This is a genomic window from Streptomyces paromomycinus, assembly GCF_003865155.1.
GTDB classification, from domain to species: domain Bacteria; phylum Actinomycetota; class Actinomycetes; order Streptomycetales; family Streptomycetaceae; genus Streptomyces; species Streptomyces chrestomyceticus.
Genome location: NZ_BHZD01000001.1, coordinates 8,243,682 through 8,259,822, shown reverse-complemented (window position 1 = coordinate 8,259,822; position 16,141 = coordinate 8,243,682). Strand labels below are relative to the sequence as shown.

Below are 16,141 nucleotides of genomic sequence, written 5' to 3'. Positions count from 1 at the left end.
ACCCGCCCCGGGGCCACCGGCGGCACCCGGGCCCCGGCGCCCGGCCACCGCCGGGGCCCGGGCCCGGTACCGCCCGTCACAGCGGATCGAGGCACAGCTCCCGGCCCTCGGGAGCCGGCTCGATCCCGACCGAACGCAGCTGGTCCAACTGGGTCCGCATGGCGTGCGCCCCCTCGTCCGGATCGGTGAAGTCACGCGGCGTCATGGCGAGCAGTTCCAGGCTCTTCTCGACCGCGAGGTTGGTCTTGCGGTCGTGCTGCGGCAGCAGCCAGTGCTGGTAGTTGTGCTGCCAGAACTTCAGCACCGCGCGGTCGTTGGTCCGCCGCACCTTGTCCAGGGTCTCGGTCAGCAACTGGCCCGCCCGGTCGCTGTCCATCCCGATGTGCGACCACGGCGACCCGGGGTCGTTGGGGTCCTCCGCCTCGATCCGGAACTTCTCCCGGTCCTGCCACATCGGCATGTTCTCGTCCGTGATGGTGAAGCGCGCCATGGAGAAGTGGCCGATGTACTCCTCCATCAGGAAGTCCTGGGTGTCCTGGAACGTCTCGGGGCTCTCCCCCGGATATCCGACGATGAACAGGCCGTAGGTGTTGATCTCGCTGCGGCTGAGCAGTTCGTGGGCCGTGAGATTCTGCTTCACCGACACCCGCTTGCTCATGTTCTTCAGCGTCTGGTCGTTCATGGACTCGAAGCCCACATGGATCTGGAAACAGTGCGCCGCTTCCAGACCCGCCACCACCGCTTCGGAGTTCAGCGTGTTCGCCCGGCTGAACCCCTCCCAGACCGGTATGCCGGAACCCGGCAAAATCTCCAGCAGCTTGCGGAAACGCACCGGCGGGATGGTGAACGTGGAGTCCATCGCGTACATCATCTCGGTGCCGTTGTCCGCGGCGTACCCGGCCCAGTCGTCCCGGATCTTCTCCGCCGACTTGTAGCGCCATTTCGGCGAAGCCGCGGGAAAGGAACAGAACTTGCAGTCGAAGGGACAGCCCCGCATCGACTCGTACGGCACCACCGCGGCCCGCCCGGAGACACTGGGCGAGGGGAACCCGTCGAGGTCCACGTACTCCACCGGATTGACCCGGACCCGGTCCCCGTCGCGCCAGACGACGTTGGGCACCGACTCCAGGCTCTTGCCGGCGGCGAGGGTGTCCAGCGTCAGGGGCAGCGAGACCTCCCCGTCGCCGCGCACGACCGCGACGATCTCCGGGTGGTCGCGCAGGGCCATCATGAACTTGAGGTTGGTGAACTGCCCGCCGGCCACGATGCCGGTGCCCGGCAGGTTCTCCCGTATCCAGGCGACCGCCTGCCGGAGGATCGGCTCGTTCCAGATGTAGGTCGTCGACAGCAGCACCAGATCGAAGTCCCCGGACGGCACCTGCGCCGCACCGGTCCACACCTCGGCCAGATCCACCCGGGCGAAATCGTAGTCGCCGGTCTCCAGGATCGAGTGCAGCGTCACCGTGGTCAGGTGCGGCCCCGCCGCGGCACGCGGGCGCAGCAGGGCGTAAGGGCGGCCCGACGACGCGAAACTCAGCCGGTCGAGCCGCAGTTCCTCGTGTCCGGCGCGGCGCAGCATCTCCCGGCCCAGTTCGCTCGGGTTGTCCCCGAAGAGCGTCCCGGCCATGTACGGGGAGTTGAAATGCGTCGGGCCGAGTTCTCCGGGGCCGAGCCCGCTCAAAAGTAGGAAACGCATGAGATCCCATTCCTGTGACGACACCGGGAGCGAGGACGAGGGCCGGCCGCACACCGGAATCCCCCGCCCGGAGAAGAGCGTGGCAGGCCCCTCTGCACGAAATCTGGCCGCCGCCTGCCGCTCAGTGGCCGTGCCGCTGTTCGATCAACGTCCCCTCGGCCCGCAGCACCACCAGCATCTCGGTGGGTGCCTCCAGCTCCACCCGGTGCCAGGCGTCCGACGGCACGACGAAGGCCTCCCCCGCGCCGACGCGGACCCGCAGTTCACCGTCGGTGTCCTCGGGGCCGCCCGTGCGGTAGTAGATCCGCATCGCGCCCGACAGGACGCACATCACCTCGTCGCCGTCGGGGTGACGCATCCAGTTGGCCGCCGACTTCAGGTCCGCCGTCGTCTCGGCACGCATGGTCACGGCCGTCCAGCCGTCCAGGTCGGGCCGCATGGTGAACTCCTCGGCATGGACGGTGCCGTCGTGTCGCAGCCGGAACATGGAGGAGAAGAGGTCTACGGCGGACATGGCGAATCCTCTCGGGGCAGTGCGCGGCGGCCGGGCCGCCCGGGCTCACCGGATGATGGCAGGGCCGACTGGACGGAATCTGGAGCTGCCGAAAGGCGCCCGCCGCGTCACAGAGCGCCCTCTTCCTCCGCCTCGTCCACGAGGTCCGCACCGGATGCCGCCCGCGCGTCCCGCTCGGCCACCACGAGACCGCCGGCGACCGCGCGCAGCCGGTCCACCACGCGCCGGGGCGAGAGCACCTCGGCCGCCCGGTGCACCCCGGCGGGCACCCTTCCGTCACACACCTCGGACACCGCGAACGCGCCGACCTCACCGGTCAGTTCCGACCCGTCCGCGCCCCTGATCAGTACGGTCCGGCGCATCTCGGCACCCTCGTGCCCGATACCGTCCAGGCTGCCCCACAGGGCGTGGTACGGCGTCCGCCCGGCCGCGTCCAGAGCGCCCGCCCGCACCAGTTCGGCCGCGCGGGTGTCGAGGTCCGGGCCGTCGCCGATCCGTACCCGGTTCAACGCGTCGTACAAGAAGTTGCCGTCGAAGGCGTTGTACCAGCGCGCCTCCACAAGCCCCAGCGCCTCGGCCCGCTCCACCACTTCGGCGGTGAGGAAGGGAACCGCCGTCACCGGCCGGGGCAGACCCGGTACCCGGACGCCGTCGTCGGTACGCAGCGCCCCGGGTACCGTACGGCCACGCCAGAGCCCCATCGGGACGCCGAAGCCCCGGTCCAGGCTCAGCAGGTAGTCGACGGCGCCCGTATGGGTGAGAGCGCCCAGCCCGGCGTAGCCGCCGGTGAACCGCAGCGGGCGGGCCATCGACCCGGCGAGCAGGCCGGGCAGCAGCCCGGACAGGCCGGGTACGAGGCCCGCCGACAGCACGGCGGTACGTGGGCCGCCCGGCGCGGAGGCCGTGCCGTCGTCCATCACGTCCACGTAGTCGGCACCGGCGGTGAACGCCGCCTGCCGGACGCGGTCCAGCAGCAGGTAGGCGGGCCCGGCGCAGTTGAGCACCACCCGACACCCTTCAGCGAACGCCGCCAGACTCTGTCCGTCCCGGGCATCCACCGCCCGCGCGCTGGCCAACGGCCCCAGCCCGGCCGCAAGCCGCCGGGCGGGCTCCAGGGCACGGCCTCCCAGACGCAGCCGGCAGCGGCCCTCGGCGGCCAGCCGACGCGCCGCGGCCGACCCCACCGCGCCGTACGCACCGAGAATGCCGACCAGCGGCGCGGCCATCAGCCCTGCCTCCGCGAGTCTCCGTCCGCCTGCGGCTCTCCGGCGAGCAGGGCCGCCACCGCCTGGGCATGCGGCGGACGCACACACGTGAAGTGGTCCCCCGGCACGTCCACGATCCGCAGGTCACCGGTGCACACCTGCTGCCAGTACTCGCCCATGTCCCGGTGCATGCCGGGGAAGACCTCGGCCTCACCGACCTGCCGTACCAGCGTGGCGCGTCCCTTGTACGGCGTCGCCTCGTGCAGGGCCACCGTCACCAGACTGTGCCGGACGGTGCGGTAGAGGCGGGTGAGCCGCTCCAGTGAGCTGAATTCCGCCTCGTCCTGGGACATGTGGGACCCGATGGCCCGCAGCCGTTCCTCCTGCGGCCGTTCGGCCAGCGTCCGCAGGGCGCGCTGGGCCGCCGCCGCGTCCGGCCCCAGTCCTTCGGCGCAGTGTCCGGTGAGGCTCCCGTGCGGCACCCGCCCGCCGTGCTCGGCGGCGACCGCCTCGACGAGGGCGCGGGTCGTCCCCTCGTCCTCCGGGTAGCCGAGCCGTACGGTGTCGGCGCGCATCATGCGGGCGAAGACGTACTCGGCCAGCAGATCGTCCTCCACCAGATAAGGCACCCGGTAACTGCTGACGACCGTCACATCGGTCACCTCGGTGCCCGCCCCGGCGAGCCGGTCGGCCAGTTCGGTGACCAGCAGACCACCCATGCAGTAGCCGACGAGATGGACCTTGGCGTACCCCTCCTCCAGCAGCACCCGCGCGTACCGGTCGGCCAGATCACCGACCAGCGTGCCGGGCGCGGCGGCGAGATAGGAGTCGAGGTCGTCCACGACGAGCCCCGCCAGCGGCAGCCGCCCGGCCAGTTCCTGGACCAGGGCGCGGTACGGCGCCACCGTCCCGGTGCCGTCGTGGACCAGGACGAGCACCGGCGCGTCGGCCGCGTCGGCGGGCCGCGGGGCGAGTTCCACCAGGGGCGAGTCCTTTGCGCCTCCGGGGGCCCCGGTGGCCCGCAGCCGGTCGGCGAGCGCCGCCACGCTGGGCCGGTTCAGCACCATCCGCAGCAGATCGTCCCAGGTCACCGCGGCCGCCTGCGGCAGTTGCCGGCGCGTCCGGCCGACGAGCTGGGCCACCAGCAGCGAGTCACCGCCGAGGGCGAAGAAGTCGGCGTCCCGGCCGACGGAGGGCACGTGCAGCACCTCGGCCCACAGCCCGGCCAGGGCACGCTCCAGCTCGTCCCGCGGTGCCGCCCCGCCGTCGGCGGCGGTGCCGGGCGCGGCCGGTCCGGCCAGGGCGGCCAGCCGGTTCCGGTCCACCTTGCCGTTGCCGGTCAGCGGGATCGCGTCGACCACCTGGAGGTCCGCCGGGATCATGTAGGCGGGCAGGCGTTCGGCGAGCCGGGCGTGCAGTTCGGCCGGGGTGACGGCGGCGCGGTCGGCCTTGAAGCGGGCCGCGAGGACCTGCTGGCCGATCTCGGCCAGCGCGCTGTCCGGCGCCGGCAGGCACAGCACGTCGGTGGCGCCGGCCGCGTCCAGCAGGCCCAGCCACTGCTCACGGGTGAAGAAGGTGGCCCCCGTACGGGCGCGTCCGTCGGTGAAGCCGGTCAGCCCGTCGTTGAACTCCATGGACGTCATGCCGCGGCAGGTGTCCCGGGTCGCGTCGATGAACACCATCCAGCCGCCCGGTGCCACCAGCTCGCGCAGCCGGTCGAACATCTCCCCCGCGTGCACGGCGTTGTGCAGCACGTTCGCGGCGACGACGACGTCCGCGCCGTTCGGCCGGAGCCCTTGGGCGTACGGCTCCGCGTTGAGGTCGAACAGCCCGTACCGCACCCACGGATACGCGGCGAAGGCTTCCTGTGCCGCGTTGAGGAAGAAGTGCGACACGTCCGTGAAGTGGTAGTCGACGGGCAGGTCCGCCAGGGCCGGGATCAGCTCGGCGCTGGTCCCGCCGATCCCGGCACCGATCTCCAGTACGCGCACGGGCCCCGGGCCGCCGTGCCCGGCCACGATCGCGCGGACCGCGGCGACGGCGGCCGCGTTGTTGTACCGGCTGATCAGATTGTCCCGGTAAGCCGCCGCCGCCGTCTCCAGACCACCCTCGGGAAAGAGCAGTTCGCGCAGCGGCAGTTCTCCACTGAGCAGCTCGCCCAGCCGCCGCTCGCAGTCCCGATGGAAGCGGACGAGGGCCGCGCCCCAGCCGGTCAGCGGCTCCAGCGCGTCGATGCGCTCATGTACGGCCCGGACGCGCTCCTCGTCGGCCGGCGCCAGCCCGTGCCAGCGGTCCCCCGACGGATCGTGCGTCAGGCGCCCGTCGGCGGCCAACGCGGCGAGCCAGCGCCGTACGAGGTAGTGATGGCCTGGGGAGGCACCGGAAGCAGCCATGATCTCGTCCGTGGAGTGCCCGTCGTCCGGAGCGCTGAACAGCCCACGGGCGCGCAGCAGCCGGGCCATGGACAGCAGCGCGGACTCGTCCAGCGCGGCGCACATCGCCCGTACGTCAGCGTCCCGGACGCCCTCCGCGACGCGCGCGGCCTGTTCGGTCACCGCGGCCGGCCAGCCGGCGGGCAGCGGACCCGGCTCCGTACGGGCGGTCTCCGCGAAGGCGACCAGCCGACGGCTGCCGCCCTCGCCGTGGACGACGGCCGCCGCCAGGTGTACGGCGGGGTGCCCCTGGAGCGCCGCCTCCACCTCGGCCAGTTCGACGCGGTGCCCGTTCAGCTTCACCTGGCCGTCCACCCGGCCCAGGAACTCGATCTCACCGTCGGCCAGACGGCGGCCCATGTCGCCGGTGCGGTACAGCCGTTCACCGTCGTGCGGATGCTTGACGAACCGCTCGGCGGTGCGCTGCTCGTCACCGAGGTATCCCAGCGCCAGCCCGGCTCCCCCGATGTACAGCTCGCCCGTGACGTGCTCCGGACAGTCCCGCATCAGCGGATCCAGCACCCGGAAGGTCTGGTTGGCCAACGGCCGCCCGTACGGAATGCTGCCCAGGCGGGAATCAACCGCACCCACCCGATGGTGGATGGACCAGATCGCGGCCTCGGTCGCCCCACCCAGACTGACCACACTCAGCCCCGGCACCCGGGCCCGTACGGCGTCCGGCAGCGTCACCGGAATCCAGTCGCCGGACAGCATCGCGAGCCGCAGCCGGCCCGTACCGGCGGCGGGCTCGGCACGCAGGTACTCGTGGAACATCACCAGCTGCGCGGGCACGGAGTTCCACACACTGACCCCGTGCTCGCGCACCAACTCAGCCCAGTGCACGGGGTCACCACGGCGCGCGGCATCGGGCAGCACGAGGGCGCCGCCCACTGCCAGGGGGCCGAAGATGTCGTACACCGACAGGTCGAAGCCCAGCTGGGCCAGGCCCAGGACCCGGTCGTCCGCACCCACGCCGAAACGGGAGTTGATGTCGTCCACGGTGTTGCGCGCGGCGCCGTGGCTGATCATCACGCCCTTCGGGGTACCGGTGGAGCCGGAGGTGTAGATCACGTAAGCGAGGTCGTCCGGATCCGCCACCACCTCGGCGACCGCCGGTGCGTCTTCCGGGGCGCCCGGCTCCACCATGTCCACCACGAGGGCCGTCATACCCGCCGGCAGACCGAGCCCAGGCTCCAGCCAGGACTGGGTGAGCACCCGCCGCACCCCGGCGTCCGCCAGCAGGGTGTCGCGGCGCAGCGGCGGCTGGGTGGTGTCGACCGGCAGGTAGGCACCCTGGGCGAGGAGCACGCCGAGGACGGCGACGACCTGCTCCCAGCCCTTGTCCATGACGACCGCCACCCGTTCCCCGCGAACGCTTCCGGAGGCGGTCAGTGCCGCCGCGACGGCTCGGGCCCGGGCGGCCAGTTCCGCGTAGTCCAGGGTGCGGCCGGGCGTGACGACGGCCGGGCGGCCCGGGGTGCGCCGCGCCTGGGCCATGACTTCGGCGTGCAGCGGGTCGGCGGAGCGGGGCGCCTCGGTGGCGTTGATCCGCGCCAGCCGCTCGCGCTGGTGGGCGGGCAGCTGCACGGGAACGGTCCGCTGCCAGGCCCCGTCCCCGCCCCCGTCGGCCAGCCCGGCAACCAGTCCGGCGAACGCGCCGAACATATCCTCGACCACACCGTCCGGGAACAGCCCCTCCCGGACGTCCCAGTGCACCAGGAGCCCGCCCGTGTCCTCCATGATCTGGCAGTCGATCCACACCTGGGGGGTCTGGGTGATCCCGTGCACCAGTTCCGCACCGCGCATCAGAGCCGCCGGTTCGAAAGCGCCGGGCCCGCCGGCTGTCGCTGTCGCGGCCGCGCTACGGGCCCCACTGACCGTACTGGTGAATGTCACCGGCATCAGGGCTTCGGCCCGCCCCCGTCGCCGAGCCAGTTCCCGCAGCACCTCGACCCCGGAACACAGCTTGTGATCCATGTCGTCCCAGAGCCGCGCCTGCGAAGCGCGCACCCGGTCCAGCAGGGTGTCCCCCTCGGTGAGGTCCACCGCGAGCAGGCTGGTGGAGCTGAAGTCACCGATCACCCGGTCGATCCCCGGGTGCAGCGGCAGCCGATTCTGCAGCGTCAGACTCAGTGAGAATCGCGGCTTACGACTCCACCGCCCCACAGTCTCCGCGAACGCCTGAAGCAGCACCACCGAGGCCGTCACACCCGCGTGGGCCGCACGCCGGTCCAGGGCCCGCCACTGCTCGGCGGTGAGCCGGGTGCCGTGCCGCCGGAACCTGGGCGGCGCTTGAAGGGAGTCGGTGCGCAGCGGCAGTTCGGGCGCCGGGGGCAGATCGTCGATACGACTCCACCAGTACTCACGGTCCCGCTGGTAACGGGTGCCCTCACGCGCGGCCCGCGCAGCCAGCACATAATCCCGGAACGTCGGAGCCTCTCCACCGGCCCCGTCGGAATCCGTGCCCGTGAGACCCGAACCGACCCACAACTCCCGCAACTCGCCGAGCAGCGTCCGAATACTGCCGTAGTCGCAAATGAGCAGATCAACCGCGACGTGCAGGAGAAGTCCGCCGACCGTACGAGTGGTACGCAGTTCGAACAACGGCCACTGGTCGGTCGCCCGCACCTGGTGGGACATCTCCGTACGGATCTCGTCAACGACCAGCCGCGCCCGCTCCCCATCCGCCTGCCGCGTATCCGTACGGCGTATCGCATAGCGCGGCACCTCGGCCAGCACCCGCTGGTACCCGTCGGCCGAGACCACCGCCCGCAGCATGTCGTGCCGCCGGACCAGGAGGTTCCAAGCATCTTCCAGCCGCTGCTCGTCCCCGTCCGGCAACGCCAGTTCCAGATACCCGTGACAGGCCACGCCCCCGTAGTCGAACGCCTCGCTGCGCCCGAGCAGGTACGCCGACTGGACATCGGTCAGCGGGAACGGCTCATGCCGGGCCGCCGCATCCACCACCAACCCCGGCCCGAACTCCTGGGCCCGCAGATGCGCCAGCACAGCATCCTTCCGGTCCTTCAGCTCCCGCAGCCGCTCCTCGGTGAGGATTCCCTTCGGGGCCCGGTACCGCAGCTTGCCGTCCTCCTCGTAGAGCGTGACACCCAGTGCGGTGAGCCCGTCCACGTACTCGCCGGCATTCATACCGCTGCTCCTCCTGCGCCTTCGTACCGAGACTCGGAACCGATGTACGGAGAACGCCCAGCGTGGCAGCACCGGCTGGCGAGAATCTGGATGCCGGTGCTGCGGACGGATTGTCAGTGGCAGGTGGTTACCTCGTAGGCAGGCGCCAAGCGAGCCCGCACCTGCCAAGGCGAGGAGACCGCCCATGACATCCGAGCCCGTAACCCATGAGACTCGCCCTGCCCGCTGGCGGCCGCTGGCCGGGGCGGCCGGCACCGCGACCGTCCTGGCCCTGACAGCGGCGGCCCTCAACACCACCTCACCGACACTGTTCCGAGGGCTGGCCACCCTCTCGGCTCTCCTGCTGCTCGGCTCGTACCGGGTCACGGCACCATGGTTCGTCGCCCGCTCGGAAACCTGGCACCGAGTGATCACGTTCCTACCGATGACGGCATACGTGGCGGCCGTCGGCCTGATCGTGGTGACGGCAGCCGCTTTCCTGCCGGACCAGCCCGTGACGTCCGGCTCGGCCTTACTGATGATCTGGATCTTCCACCACATCGGCGGCGGGATACGGGAACCCACGTCGTTCGCCTACGAGCGCCTGCGGGGACGTCTCACATGGGCGGCGGCCCTCCAGGTCGCCGCGACGTGCTGCGGCACGGTGGGCGCCGTCTGCCTGATCCGCACGTTGCCCGTCCCCGGGCGTTACGCGCCCGCGGTCTTCGCGACGTGCCTCAGCGTGGTGATCGGACTCGTGGTCTCGTCGAAGAAGGTGTTCGAGCGCGTCAGAAAGCTGGCCACACAACTGGACGACCGCGCCGAAAACTTGGAACGGTGCCTGACCCGCCTGTCCCACGGCGCGGCAGCAGACCGCGACCAGCTCCGAAACGCCGCCGAGGACGCCTGGGACGACCTGCACCGCACCCTCCGCAACAAGGTGGAAACCGGCTTCCACCTGTACGGGACGTTCGTCCTCCCGCCGGCAAGACTCAGGACGTTGGAGGCGTTGGTGACGGATGCGATCCGCAGCCCCGGCGGGCCGGCGTACCGGGAAGCGACCGCGCGGTTGACCGTGATACGCGCGGCGTGCGCTTCCAAGATCGACACTGTGGCGTGAGGAGGCACCCGTCGCCGCCTCGGCGGTTCACCTCAGTCTGAGCCCTGAGGTCCGTGACAGTCGCAACTCAAGATCTGCGTGAGCGGAGCAGCCAGTCGACGCTGGGAGGTATGCCAGGTATGCCGGTTCCCGTGAAAGTAAGTAAAATCCGCCGCCTTCACTGAGAGACGCGCTGGTCAGGGCCTGTGGTCCCCGCGTGTGCGGGGTCGACCCCGACTGATCGACCACATCTCGCCCCCCCGGCCATCCCACCACCCGCACCCCCTCAAGCAGCCGAAGCCACGCCCCCAGCCCCCACCCCCTCCACCTCCCGGCTCGTCTTGGTCCACCCCGTTTGGCCGCGCAGCATGCGGAACAGGGCTCTCCAGGCGCAGAGGAAGGACATGTAGTTCATGACGACGAAGGAGTGGCCGAGGAGCAGGGCGCGGGGTAGGCCGACGTTTTTGTCGCGGCGTAGATAGGTGCAGGAAGTGAGCAGGGCGGGGGCGAAGGCCAGTAGGTACCAGGCCAGGAGGTTCAGGGGGAGGCGTAGGCAAGTGCCGTTGACCGCGGTGGCTGGTTTGCCTCGTAGGACCAGGACGTCTGGGCTGCGGAGGAAGAAGTACAGGCAGTACTGGAAGAGGAGGGACCAGGGCAGGTCCAGCGCCCACGGCACCAGCAGGTAGGCGAACATCTCCAGGGCCGCCAGGTGTCCCATGCGCGGGGCGTGCCAGATCTCGCCCATGCGGCCGATTGCGGTCATGTGGCCCTGGTACCAGCGGGTGCGCTGGCGAATGAGGCGGCGCAAGTCGCTCACGCCCTGCTGGTCGACGGAGGCGTGGGCGGTGGTGCGCAGGCGCCAGCCGCGTACGGCGAGGCTGATGGCCAGGTCGAGGTCTTCGGTGAGGGACTGGGACCAGGGGCGTTCGCCGAGGGCGTCGAGGGCGGAGAGGCGGGTGAACTGACCGTTGCCGCCGAGGCTGACGGTTCTGGTGAGGTTGCGGCCGAACTGGGTGACGGCGGCCATCGCCCAGAACTGGTAGTCCTGGAACCAGGTCAGGAAGTTGGCGCGGCGGTTGCGGATGCGGACGCCGAGTTGGACCCCGCCGACCCGTGGGTCGTCGAAGAGCGGCAGGACGTGGGACAGTGCCCGGTCGGAGAGGCGGCCGTCGGCGTCCATGACGCACACCACGGTGTGTGAAGGGTCTTGGCCACGTGCCGTGACGCGTTCGCGCACCAGGCGAATGGCGTGGTTGAGGGCCTCGCCCTTGCCCTGCCGGGCGTTGGGCGGCTCCCGTCGCAGTACGGTCACTTCGCCCTGGTGACCGGCCTCGCGGGCCGCCGCGCCGGCCTGCGAGGCGGTCGCCCCGGTGGCGTCGTCCGAGCCGTCGTCGACGACCACGACGGTGGTACGCGGGCCGAGGAGGCCGCTGACCGTGGTGCCGATCACCGACTCCTCGTTGAGGCAGGGAACGAGGACGTAGAGGTGGTGGCGGTCGTGGCGGCCGAGGTGGGGCCGGCCGTAGGAGGTGTCGCCCTGGACCCGTAACTTGGCTCGCTGGCGGCGTAGTTCGAGCAGGCCCGCGCCCATGGCCAGGGCGAGGTAGCCGACGGAAAGTCCGATGACGGTGCTGCCGACGGCGTCGACGGTCCTGAGCAGAGCGTGTTTCACCTGGACGTGCTTCAGGGGGTGTCTCATCCGGGGGACTTTCATCTGGGCGCCTTCCCTTGTGGCCCCCTGTGGCGACGGGGCGTGGCGGCTCCGGCAAGCGTGGGAAGAGCCGGCCGGGGGCGGACGGGTGCCGTCGGGCGGCCGGGCCGGGGTGGCTGCGCGGAGGGCACGGGCACAGGTGCGGGCAGGGGCATGGGGACGGGCCGGGCGCCGCGGCCCAGTCTGCGCTGGAGTTCTCGTCCCAGGACGAAACCCAGCGGTACCACGGCCGCGCCGATGGCGGCGGTGAGGACTCCCCGTCCACCGGACGTTCCGGCGCGTGCCGCTGCCACGCCGCCGGCCAACGGCCAGGTGGGTCCCAGGTACATGGAAGGGCGGCACCTCCGGGTGGCAGGACAGGAAGGGCAGGGAGGGCAGGGAGGGCAGGGAGGGCAGGGAGGGCAGAAAAAGGGGTGTGCGCGGTCGGCGGGTGGGCAGGCCGGGCACCCGGGCGGACTGCGGGGTGCGGGCAGTGACCACTGTGAATGATCAGGCGGGCGATGGCCAGACCCCTCCGTAGCGTTCCGACGATGCCCGGAGACGGGCAGAGACGGTTTTGCGTCGATGGCTCGGGCGGGAGAAACCACGGGCGGCCTGGGACACCTGGGTTTTTACATTCTCTCAACAGTCACATTGTTCCGATCCGGCCAATCACATGACTCGGGAACCATTGCCCACGGCATGTTCCTACGCCTAGCGTCAGCGGACGCGAATGGTTGCCGGATCACACCTGCATTCCCCCGCGCCATCACCTGCCACAGGTGTAACACGTCGCTCGTTCAACGTCTGTGGACCGCCTCGCCCTTACGTGAACCTGTCGTATACCGACGCGATGAACGGTGTCTCTATGCCCCTGATCTTTTCTCCTGCCCCCGCCACGGAAACGACCCGGCATTGAGCGGCCGCCGGCGCATCGCCATTGTCGTGGGCACCCGCCCCGAAGCCGTCAAACTCGCCCCGGTCGTCCGGGAATTGCAGCGCACGCGGTGGGCCGAGCCGGCCGTGCTCACCACCGGCCAGCACGGCACGGTGGTACGGAACACCCTCGCCTGCTTCGGGCTGCGCCCCGAGGCCGAACTCGCCCCGCCCGCAAATGCGCGCGGCCCGGCCCCGGTCACCGAGCTGACCGCCGGTCTGCTCAGCGGGCTCGGCAGCCGGCTGCGCGCGACCGACGTGCACGCGGTGCTCGTCCAGGGAGACACCTCGTCCGCCCTGGCCGGGGCGATGGCCGCCTTCTTCGCCAAGATTCCTGTCGTGCACGTGGAGGCGGGGCTGCGTTCCGGCGACGCGCGCAGCCCGTTCCCGGAGGAGGCCCACCGCCGGATGATCGCCGAACTGAGCGATCTCCACCTGGCGCCCACCCGGGCCGCCCGCCGGAACCTGCGCGACCAGGGGGTGGCGGCCGACCGGATCGTGGTGACGGGGAACACCGTGATCGACGCCGTCGTCGCCGCGAGCCGGAACCCGTGCCACCGCACCGTACCCGAACTCCGGGAAATCGAACAGGATTCCGCTCCACTGGTCGTCGTGACCGCGCACCGGCGGGAGAACTGGGGCGAGCCGATCCGGCGGGTGGGCCGGGCGGTGGCGGCACTGAGCCGGCAATACCCCGACGTGACGTTCGTCGTCGCCGCGCACATGAATCCCGCGGTCCGGACCGCGATCGAGGAATCCCTGCGGGACCGGCCCAATGTCCGGCTGCCGGGCCCCATTCCGTACGACGCCTTCGCCCGCCTGCTGTCCCGGTCCGTTCTGGCCATCACCGACTCCGGCGGAATTCAGGAGGAGGCGGCGGCCTTCGGCCTGCCGATTCTGGTGACACGGGACAACACCGAGCGGACCGAAGGGATCGATTCCGGTCTGGCCCGGCTCGTCGGTACGGACGAGACGGAGATCGTGGCGGCGGCGGAAAAGGAATTCGCCCGCGAGGGGGTGCTGGACGTCCGGAAGCCGAATCTGCCTTTGCCCCGGCCCAACCCGTACGGCGACGGACGGGCCGCCCGGCGCTGCGCCGCCGCCTGCGGCTGGCTGCTGGGCCTGGCCCCCAGGCCGTCCGACCTCACCGATCAGGAGACGTGATGACCACTCCCGCCAGCGTGCCCGTCGGCACGATCGTCACGGTCGCCGGCACCGGCGCGGCCGGCTTCGAGGGGGACGGCGGACCCGCCGTCCAGGCGAGACTCAACGGCCCGCGGATCGCCTTGGACCGGGCCGGGAACCTCTATGTCTCAGAGGTCAACAACCACCGCGTGCGCAAGGTCGGCACCGACGGCGTCATCTCCACGATCGCGGGAACCGGCACGTATGGTTTGAGCGGTGACGGTGGCCCCGCCACCGCCGCCCAGCTCGCCCAGCCACTGGGCATCGCGGTGGACGGCGCCGGCAACGTGTACGTAGCGGAGTGGGCCAACGGCCGGGTGCGCAAAGTGACGCCGCAGGGGATCATCACCACCCTGGCGGGCGGCGGGTCGGGCGGGGACGGCGGACGCGCCGTGGACGCCTCGCTCAGCTATCCCTTCGCCGTGGCCGTGGACACGGCCGGGAATGTGTACGTCACCGAGCGGTTCGGCCAGCGGGTCCGGAAGATCACGGCGGACGGCGGCATCCACACGGTCGCGGGCTCCGGCACGGCCGGATTCAGCGGGGACGGAGGGCCCGCCACCGCCGCCCAGCTCAACAGCCCCAAGGGACTGGGCGTGGACAGCGCGGGCAATCTCTACATCGGCGACCAGGACAACCAACGGCTGCGCAAGGTCGATACGCGAGGCGTCATCACCACCGTCGCGGGCACCGGGTCGCCCGGCTACGTCCGGGACGGCGGCCCGGCCGCCGACACGCGGGTGAACACCCCCGAGGGCTCGGTGGTGGACAGCGCCGGCAACCTCTACTTCGCCGACGGCGGCAACCACCGCGTCCGCAAGATCCGTACCGACGGCACCGTCGTCACCATCGCGGGCAACGGCACGGGCGGCTACGAGGGGGACGAGGTACCCGCCGACTCCACCACGCTCTACTTCCCCACCACGCTGGCGCTGGACGACGCCGGCGACCTGTACGTGGCCGACGGCGGCAACCAGCGCATCCGCAAGATCGTGGGAGCGACCCGGTACGACCCCGCCGCCCCCGCGGTCGCCGACCTCTTCGGCGAGGTCGTCAGCCCGCACACCGTCCAGCGCGGCCGGCAGTTCGACCTCGGTGCCCGGATCAGGAACCGGGGCCCGGCCACCGTCGACGGGCAGCAGGTCACGGTCGTCCTCACCCTGGCCGACGGTCTGGCCGGCGGCCCCGGCACCACCGGGCCGCGCCTGACCCGCACCTTTCCCGGCGCCCGGCTCATCCCGCACTACGCCTCGCTGGACGGGGTGTTCCGTGTCTCCGCGCCCGAGACCACGCCCCCCGGCTCGTACGAGTCCACCCTGGAGATCCAGTACGCCGGGGAACTGAACCTGAAGGACAACACCTTCACCCTGCCCGTCGTGGTCGTCGCACCGGCTCCCGTGACGGACGAGACCGCGCTGGTCATCCGCCAGGAGAGCGTCCCGCGGGCGGCGGCGGGCCAGGCCGCCAAGTTCAACGTCGTCCTCGACTCGCCCACCGGCGAGCCGGTCAACCCCGGGGACATCGTCCAGCGGTTCTCCGCGCCCACCGGCTTCGTCTTCACCGGCCAGCCGTCGTACGGCTACTACAACACCATCCACGGTGTGATCGCCGGAAACCTGCCGTACGAGATCGAGGACGCCGGCCGGACCCTGGTCGTCACGGCCAACCCGCACGTCAACACCACGTCCAGCGACACCGGACCGCTCGTCTACACGCTCGGGGTCCGGGCCCTCGCCGACGCCCGGCCCGGCGTCCACCACGACGGCACCGCCGTCGTCGGCAAGCACGCGCCCGTCCAGCTCTCGGCCGAGGTCACCGGCGACTCCCAGGACGAGCTGGCGCTGCGTCCGGCTCAGGAGAGCGTGCCCGAGGCGAAACCGGGCGACACCGTCTCGTTCAACGTCGAGATCCGCTCACTGGGCGACCAGCCGGTCAACCCCGGCACCATCGGACAGCGCTTCACCGCTCCCACCGGTTTCGCGTTCACCGGTGGCGCCTCGTACGGCTATTACTACGTCCAGCCCGCTGTGACCGGGAACCTCCAGACGCAGCTCGAAGACGGCGGCCGGACGCTGGTCATCACCTCCAACCCGCACCTGAACACCGGCGCCACCGACCGGACCGCGTTGCTCTACACGATCGGCATCCGCGCCCTGCCCGACGCCGCACCCGGCTCACGGCCCGCCGACGGCAGCGCCGTCATCGGACGCCTGGCACCCGTACCGCTGTCCGCCCACGTCCTCTGACCCACGACA

At 71.3% G+C, this 16,141-nt stretch carries 8 protein-coding genes; 3 read left to right on the top strand and 5 right to left on the bottom strand.

Features of this window, described 5'->3' with window-relative positions; all coding sequences use genetic code 11:
* Positions 1 to 76: 76 nt before the first annotated feature.
* The 4 genes from OEIGOIKO_RS35765 to OEIGOIKO_RS35750 all read right to left on the bottom strand — a co-directional run bounded on the left by OEIGOIKO_RS35765 (position 77) and on the right by OEIGOIKO_RS35750 (position 8,997).
* Positions 77 to 1,696: a B12-binding domain-containing radical SAM protein gene (locus OEIGOIKO_RS35765; RefSeq protein ID WP_125057509.1), complete on the bottom strand. Its 1,620-nt coding sequence runs from the start codon at positions 1,694 to 1,696 to the stop codon at positions 77 to 79.
* 121 nt (positions 1,697 to 1,817) lie between these two features.
* The gene (locus OEIGOIKO_RS35760; protein WP_125048283.1) at positions 1,818 to 2,210 is read right to left on the bottom strand and encodes a cupin domain-containing protein; all 393 of its coding nucleotides are present in this window, start codon (positions 2,208 to 2,210) and stop codon (positions 1,818 to 1,820) included.
* A gap of 107 nt (positions 2,211 to 2,317) precedes the next feature.
* Positions 2,318 to 3,436 carry a saccharopine dehydrogenase family protein gene (locus tag OEIGOIKO_RS42215; protein WP_125057508.1) on the bottom strand — a complete coding sequence of 373 codons (1,119 nt, stop codon included), beginning with the start codon at positions 3,434 to 3,436 and terminating at the stop codon, positions 2,318 to 2,320.
* Positions 3,436 to 8,997: a non-ribosomal peptide synthetase gene (locus tag OEIGOIKO_RS35750; protein WP_125057507.1), complete on the bottom strand. Its 5,562-nt coding sequence runs from the start codon at positions 8,995 to 8,997 to the stop codon at positions 3,436 to 3,438. Before OEIGOIKO_RS35750 ends, OEIGOIKO_RS42215 begins: the two co-directional genes overlap by 1 nt.
* 184 nt (positions 8,998 to 9,181) lie before the next feature.
* On the opposite strand from OEIGOIKO_RS35750, the gene OEIGOIKO_RS35745 reads away from it, so the two are divergent.
* A complete protein-coding gene (locus OEIGOIKO_RS35745; protein ID WP_125057506.1) occupies positions 9,182 to 10,096 on the top strand; it encodes a hypothetical protein in 915 nt (304 codons plus the stop codon).
* 265 nt (positions 10,097 to 10,361) lie between these two features.
* Here OEIGOIKO_RS35745 and OEIGOIKO_RS35740 read toward each other — a convergent pair whose 3' ends face one another.
* Positions 10,362 to 11,774: a glycosyltransferase family 2 protein gene (locus tag OEIGOIKO_RS35740; RefSeq protein ID WP_246177756.1), complete on the bottom strand. Its 1,413-nt coding sequence runs from the start codon at positions 11,772 to 11,774 to the stop codon at positions 10,362 to 10,364.
* Positions 11,775 to 12,680: 906 nt separating this feature from the next.
* Here OEIGOIKO_RS35740 and wecB point away from each other — a divergent pair.
* Positions 12,681 to 13,865 (top strand): non-hydrolyzing UDP-N-acetylglucosamine 2-epimerase, encoded by a 1,185-nt coding sequence (wecB, locus tag OEIGOIKO_RS35735; RefSeq protein WP_170251954.1) that lies wholly within the window; start codon positions 12,681 to 12,683, stop codon positions 13,863 to 13,865.
* On the top strand, positions 13,865 to 16,132 hold the full coding sequence (locus tag OEIGOIKO_RS35730) for an NHL repeat-containing protein (RefSeq protein WP_246177754.1): 2,268 nt from the start codon (positions 13,865 to 13,867) through the stop codon (positions 16,130 to 16,132). The genes wecB and OEIGOIKO_RS35730 overlap by 1 nt, the downstream gene beginning before the upstream one ends.
* Positions 16,133 to 16,141 lie beyond the last annotated feature (9 nt).

Excerpts from the sequence above, each read along its gene's own strand:
- OEIGOIKO_RS35730 (WP_246177754.1), top strand. The coding sequence starts at position 13,865 with ATGACCACTCCCGCCAGCGTGCCCGTCGGCACGATCGTCACGGTCGCC.
- OEIGOIKO_RS35765 (WP_125057509.1), bottom strand. The coding sequence starts at position 1,696 with ATGCGTTTCCTACTTTTGAGCGGGCTCGGCCCCGGAGAACTCGGCCCG.
- OEIGOIKO_RS35760 (WP_125048283.1), bottom strand. The coding sequence starts at position 2,210 with ATGTCCGCCGTAGACCTCTTCTCCTCCATGTTCCGGCTGCGACACGAC.
- OEIGOIKO_RS35740 (WP_246177756.1), bottom strand. The coding sequence starts at position 11,774 with ATGAGACACCCCCTGAAGCACGTCCAGGTGAAACACGCTCTGCTCAGG.
- OEIGOIKO_RS35750 (WP_125057507.1), bottom strand. The coding sequence starts at position 8,997 with ATGAATGCCGGCGAGTACGTGGACGGGCTCACCGCACTGGGTGTCACG.
- OEIGOIKO_RS42215 (WP_125057508.1), bottom strand. The coding sequence starts at position 3,436 with ATGGCCGCGCCGCTGGTCGGCATTCTCGGTGCGTACGGCGCGGTGGGG.
- OEIGOIKO_RS35745 (WP_125057506.1), top strand. The coding sequence starts at position 9,182 with ATGACATCCGAGCCCGTAACCCATGAGACTCGCCCTGCCCGCTGGCGG.